Raw genomic sequence first — 5,456 nt, forward strand, 5'->3', positions numbered from 1 at the left:
AACCCGCGGCCTGCGCGCTTCGCGGTGCTGCGCGCGCGGGTGCTGCGGGTCGAGGCGCTGCACCTGGGCGAGATCCACCGCCGCGCGCGCTATGAGCGCGAGGAGGGCTGGCAGGGCAGCTGGCTGGTGCCATGACCGCGCGCCGCAATGGTCGCTCTGGCCGCTTGATTGCGCGCCGCTCTGGCGCGACGCGGCGCGGCGGGATAGAGCGCCGCGCATGACGCCCCTCATCCCCCTGACCCGAGACCTCGTGCTGATCGGCGGCGGCCACACCCATGCGCTGCTGCTGCGGCGCTGGGGCATGGATCCGCTGCCGGGCGTGCGGCTGACGCTGATCGATCCCGGCCCGCTCACCGCCTATTCCGGCATGCTGCCGGGCTACATCGCCGGGCATTACGACGCCGATACCCCGCAGATCGACCTCGTGCGGCTGGCGCGCTTTGCCGGTGCGCGGCTGGTGATCGGCCGGGCCGAGGGGCTCGATCTGGCGGCGCGCGAGGTGGTGGTGGGCGATCGGCGCATCGGCTTCGACGTGGCCTCGCTTGACATCGGGGTGACCAGCCGGATGCCGCAGGTCGAGGGTTTCGCGGCGCATGGCGTCCCGGCCAAGCCGCTGGGCCAGCTTGCCCGCGCCTGGGAGGGCTACCGCACGGGCGAGGGCCGGGCCCATGTCGCGGTGATCGGTGGCGGCATCGCGGGGGCCGAGCTGGCGATGGCGGCGGCGCATGGGCTGCGGCATCGCGGCGCGCGGGTGACGGTGATCGAGCGCGACCGGCTTCTGCCCGGTGCCAGCGATGCCGCGCGCCGTCTCGTGCGCAACCGGATGACCGCGCTGGGCGTCACGGTGATCGAGGGCACGCAGGTGGCGCGCATCGAGGCCGACCGGGTATGTCTCGACGACGGGCGCGAGGTGGCATCGCATTTCACCATCGGCGCGGCGGGCGCGCGGCCGCAGGGCTGGCTCGCGGAGACGGGGCTGTCGCTCACCGATGGTTTCGTCGATGTCGGGCCGACCCTGCAAAGCAGCGATCCGCGCATCTTCGCGGCGGGCGATTGCGCGCATATGCTTCATGATCCGCGCCCCAAGGCCGGGGTCTACGCGGTGCGGCAGGCGCCGGTGCTGTTCGACAACCTGCGCGCCGCGCTCTCTGGCGGGCGGATGCGCGACTACCAGCCGCAAAAGGACTATCTCAAGCTCGTCTCGCTCGGCGACAGGACGGCCATGGCCGAGAAATGGGGCCGCGTCGTGGCCCTGCCGATGCTCTGGACCTGGAAGGACCGGATCGACCGCAGGTTCATGGACAAGCTTTCGGACCTGCCCGAGATGGCCGCGCCGAAGCTGCCCGACCCGGTGGCCGAGGGCGTGGTCGAGGCGCTGGGCGACAAGCCGATGTGCGGCGGCTGCGGCGCCAAGGTCGGGCGCGGGGCGCTGCGCGAGGCGCTGGCGGGCCTACCCGCGCGCACCCGTGCCGACGTGCTGCCGCTGCCGGGCGACGATGCCGGGCTGATCCTCACCGGCGGGGCGCGGCAGGTGATCTCGACCGACCACTTGCGCACCTTTGTCGAGGATCCGCATCTGATGACCCGGATCGCGGCGATCCACGCGCTGGGCGATGTCTGGGCGATGGGGGCGCGCCCGCAGGCCGCGACGGTCAGCCTGATCCTGCCGCGCATGAGCGCCGAGATGCAGCGCCGCAGCATGGCCGAGATCATGGCGGCGGCGCGCGAGGTCATGGACGCGGCCGGCGCGCATATCCTGGGCGGGCACAGCTCGCTCGGCTCGGAGCTGACGGTGGGCTTCACCGTCACCGGGATTTGCGAGAATGAGCCGGTGACGCTGGCGGGCGCGCGCCCCGGGGCGGTGCTGATCCTCACCAAGCCGGTCGGTTCGGGCACGATCCTCGCCGCCGAGATGGCGCGCGCGGCACCGGGCCGGGTCGTGGCGCGGGCTTGGGAGGCGATGGTGCAGGGGCAGGCACGCGCCTCCGAGATCCTCGCGGGCGCGCAGGCGATGACCGACGTGACCGGCTTCGGCCTCGCCGGGCATCTGTCGGGGATCTGCGAGGCCTCGGGCTGCGGCGCGGAGCTGCACATCGCGGATGTGCCGCTGATGGAGGGCGCGCTGGAGCTGGCCGAGGCCGGAATCCGCTCCACGCTGTTCGCCGACAACATGTCGGGCGCGGGCGCGGCGATCCTCGGCGCGGGCGGCGCGCGGGCCGAGCTGATGTTCGACCCGCAGACCGCGGGCGGGCTGCTCGCCGCGGTAGAGCCCGATCGGGCCGAGGCATTGCTCGCCGAGTTGCGCGCGGCGGGCTACCCGGCGGCGCGGATCGGGCGGATGGTCGAAGGCGCGGGGCTGAAGCTGGTGTGAGCGGCCCGGCCTTGCGCCGCGCCGCGCGCGGGCCTAAGCCCTCGCGCCATGTTCACCGTCGCCGCCCTCTATCATTTCGCCCCGCTGCCCGACGCGCCCGCGCGCCGCGAGGCGCTGCTCAATTTCTGCGCCGCAGGCGGGATTCTCGGCACGCTGATCCTCGCCGATGAGGGGATCAACGGCACCGTCGCCGCCCCCGAGCGCGCGGCGATCCTCGAGCTGATCGCGCATCTGCGCGGCTGGCCGGGGTTCGACGCGCTGGATTGGAAGGAAAGCGCCGCCGACGCCGCGCCTTTCCGCCGTCTCAAGATCCGGCTCAAGCGCGAGATCGTCACCATGGGCCAGCCCGGCGTCGATCCTCTGGGGCAGGTGGGCACCCATGTCGATCCCGCCGAGTGGAACGCGCTGATCGCGGCGTCCGACGTGGTCACCATCGACACGCGCAACGGCTATGAGGTCGAGGTGGGCAGCTTCGAAGGGGCGGTGGACCCCGGCACGCGGAGCTTCCGCGAGTTTCCCGAATGGTGGGAGGCCAACCGCGAGGCTCTTGCCGGTAAGCGCATCGCCATGTTCTGCACCGGGGGCATCCGCTGCGAGAAATCGACCTCCTTTCTCAAGGCGCAGGGGGTGGAGGAGGTCTATCACCTCAAGGGCGGGGTGCTGAAATACCTCGAAGAGGTGCCGCCCGAAGAGAGCCTGTGGCGCGGGGAATGCTTCGTCTTCGACGAGCGGGTCGCGGTGGGCCATGGGCTGACCCCCGGCAGCCACGTGCTGTGCCGCGCCTGCCGGATGCCGGTTTCGCCCGAGGCCGTGACGGACCCGGCCTATGCCGAGGGCATCTCCTGCCCCGGCTGCATCGACGAGCGGAGCGATGCCGACCGCGCCCGCTATGCCGAGCGGCAGCGGCAGATGGGCGGCTGACCCCCCTACACCTCGCCCCCGCAGACCGCTAAGCAGGCGGTATGGATGATATCGTCATGTATCTGCGCGGCCTCGTGCCGGGGCGGCGCGCCGTCCTTGCGCTGTGCATCGGCGCGGTCTCGGGCTGGCTCGCGGCGCTGGCCGGAATGCCGCTGCCCTGGATGCTGGGGCCGATGATCGGCAACACGCTTGCGGCGGTGCTGTCGCTGCCCGTGCGCGGGCCCGACCGGCTGCGCCCGCTGGTGATCCCGGTGATCGGGGTGATGCTCGGCTCGGCCATGACGCCCGAGATGTTCGACGCTGCCGGGCGCTATGCCACGAGCTTCGCGCTGCTTTTGCCGTTCCTTGGCGTGACGGCGCTGGCTTCCTACGCGATCTATCGCCGCGTGGGGCGCTATGACCCCGTGACCGCCTTCTTCTCGGCCATGCCGGGGGGGCTCAACGACATGCTGATCCTCGGTGGTGCCGCGGGCGGCAACGAAAAGCGCATCGCGCTGGCCCATGCGGCGCGGGTGCTGCTCGTCATCCTCTTCGTGGTGCTGTTCTACGGCTATGCGCTCGACGTCAGCTCGACCGAGGTGGCGCGCGGCACCGCGGCCTCGGCGCTCACCTTGCTCGACTGGGCGCTCCTGGCGGGGGCGGCCATCGCGGGCGTGCCGCTGGGCCGTGCCTTGCGCCTGCCCGCGCCGCAGATCACCGGGCCGATGGCACTCTCCGGCGCGCTGCATCTGGCGGGGCTCGTCACCGTGGCGCCGCCGGGGTTTCTCATCGTGATCGCGCAGGTGGTGATCGGCACGGTGATCGGCTGCCGCTTCATCGGGGTGAGTGCGCGGCAGATCGGGCGCGACCTGTCGCTGGGCGCGCTGTCATCGGTGGCGATGATCGCGGTGGCGGTGGGGTTCGCCGCCACGCTCACTGCGCTCACCGGCCTGCCGCTGTCCCTGAGCTTCCTGGGCTATTCGCCCGGCGGGCTCACCGAGATGAGCCTGCTCGCGCTCGCCATGGGACAGGACGTGGCCTATGTCTCGGTGCTGCACCTTGTGCGGATCATGCTGGTGATCTTCGCCGCGCAGCCGGTGTTCCGGGCCACGCGACGCAGGGATCAGAGCGGCACGAAGCGGTCCTGATCGGGGTCGTAGGCATCGAGCCCGCCGCCACCGATGTCGTTCCACAACCCGTGCAGCGTCAGCGTGCCGCGCTCGACCGCCGATTTCACGAAGGGAAAGGTCATCAGGTTGTCGAGCGAGATCAGCACTGCCTGCTTTTCAAGGATCGCGACCCGCTCCTCGGGCGTGCCCTCGGGCAGCCGTTCGAAGCCCGGGCGCAGCAGGTCCATCCAGCGGCCCACGAAGCTCGATTTCTCCTCGAGCGCCGGCGCATCGCCCGAGCACATGTCGTAGCAGCCCTTCACCCCGCCGCAGCCCGAATGGCCCATCACGATCAGATGCGGCACCTTGAGCGCGGTCACGGCGTATTCCACCGCCGCCGAGGTGCCGTGCTGGTTGCCGTCGGGGGCATAGGGCGGCACGAGGTTGGCAATGTTGCGGTGAATGAAGAACTCGCCCGAATCGGCACCGAAGATCGAGGTGACATGCACCCGGCTGTCGCAGCAGGAGATCACCATGGCGCGCGGGTGCTGACCGTCATCGGCAAGCTTGCGGAACCAGGCGCTGTTCTCGGAATAGGCCGTGGCCTTCCAGCCATGGTAGCGCTTCACGAGGTAATCGGGGAGGGGTCTGGCGATGGTCATGTCGGTCTCCATGCGTCGTCATGCCGCGAATAAGCGCAATTGCGACGAGATTCGAGACATATCTCGCCCCGCGGGCAACGGTTTCGGAACGGATTGCCGCCTAGGTTCGGCGCATGAGCTGTCCTGACACACGCCCCGCCCCGCATGCTCTCGTGCCGCTGATGCCGCTGCCGGAGCCTTCGCCACAGGCGCTGCTACGCGCCCGATTGCTGGCCGTGCTTGGCGGCGGTGCCCGGCGCGGCCCGCCGCCCTCGGTCGAATTGCGCACCCGGATGACGCGGCTCGAGGCGCATCTGGGGGCCTGCGCCTTCGGCAGGCTGCGCGCCGATGCGCGGGGGCTGCGCCGGCTGGCCACGCATCTCGGCCTGTCGGAGATGGCGCGCGTCGCGGCGAGCGTCGAGGACTGCGCGAAGC

General features: G+C 71.2%; 5 protein-coding genes. 4 read left to right on the top strand and 1 reads right to left on the bottom strand.

What is annotated here, in order from left to right; all coding sequences use genetic code 11:
• The first annotated feature begins 217 nt into the window (after positions 1–217).
• Genes selD through NHG85_RS16005 form a run of 3 tightly spaced genes read left to right on the top strand, consistent with a single transcriptional unit; the run spans position 218 to position 4,419 of the window.
• Complete coding sequence (gene selD, locus NHG85_RS15995; RefSeq protein ID WP_253334185.1) at positions 218–2,371, top strand: selenide, water dikinase SelD; 2,154 nt, start codon at positions 218–220, stop codon at positions 2,369–2,371.
• Between the two features lie 48 nt (positions 2,372–2,419).
• Positions 2,420–3,292: an oxygen-dependent tRNA uridine(34) hydroxylase TrhO gene (gene trhO, locus NHG85_RS16000; protein WP_253334187.1), complete on the top strand. Its 873-nt coding sequence runs from the start codon at positions 2,420–2,422 to the stop codon at positions 3,290–3,292.
• A 41-nt stretch (positions 3,293–3,333) separates the two neighbouring features.
• A complete protein-coding gene (locus tag NHG85_RS16005) occupies positions 3,334–4,419 on the top strand; it encodes an AbrB family transcriptional regulator (protein WP_253334188.1) in 1,086 nt (361 codons plus the stop codon).
• Here the strand turns inward: NHG85_RS16005 and NHG85_RS16010 are convergent.
• Positions 4,395–5,042: a carbonic anhydrase gene (locus tag NHG85_RS16010; protein WP_253334190.1), complete on the bottom strand. Its 648-nt coding sequence runs from the start codon at positions 5,040–5,042 to the stop codon at positions 4,395–4,397. The genes NHG85_RS16005 and NHG85_RS16010 overlap by 25 nt on opposite strands.
• A 113-nt stretch (positions 5,043–5,155) precedes the next feature.
• Between NHG85_RS16010 and NHG85_RS16015 the strand changes: the two genes are divergently transcribed.
• Positions 5,156–5,456 (top strand): hypothetical protein (locus NHG85_RS16015; RefSeq protein ID WP_253334192.1); only part of this gene is annotated, 301 nt, incomplete at its 3' end.

The sequence above is a fragment of the Limimaricola litoreus genome, assembly GCF_024159025.1.
Classification (GTDB): Bacteria; Pseudomonadota; Alphaproteobacteria; order Rhodobacterales; family Rhodobacteraceae; genus Limimaricola; species Limimaricola litoreus.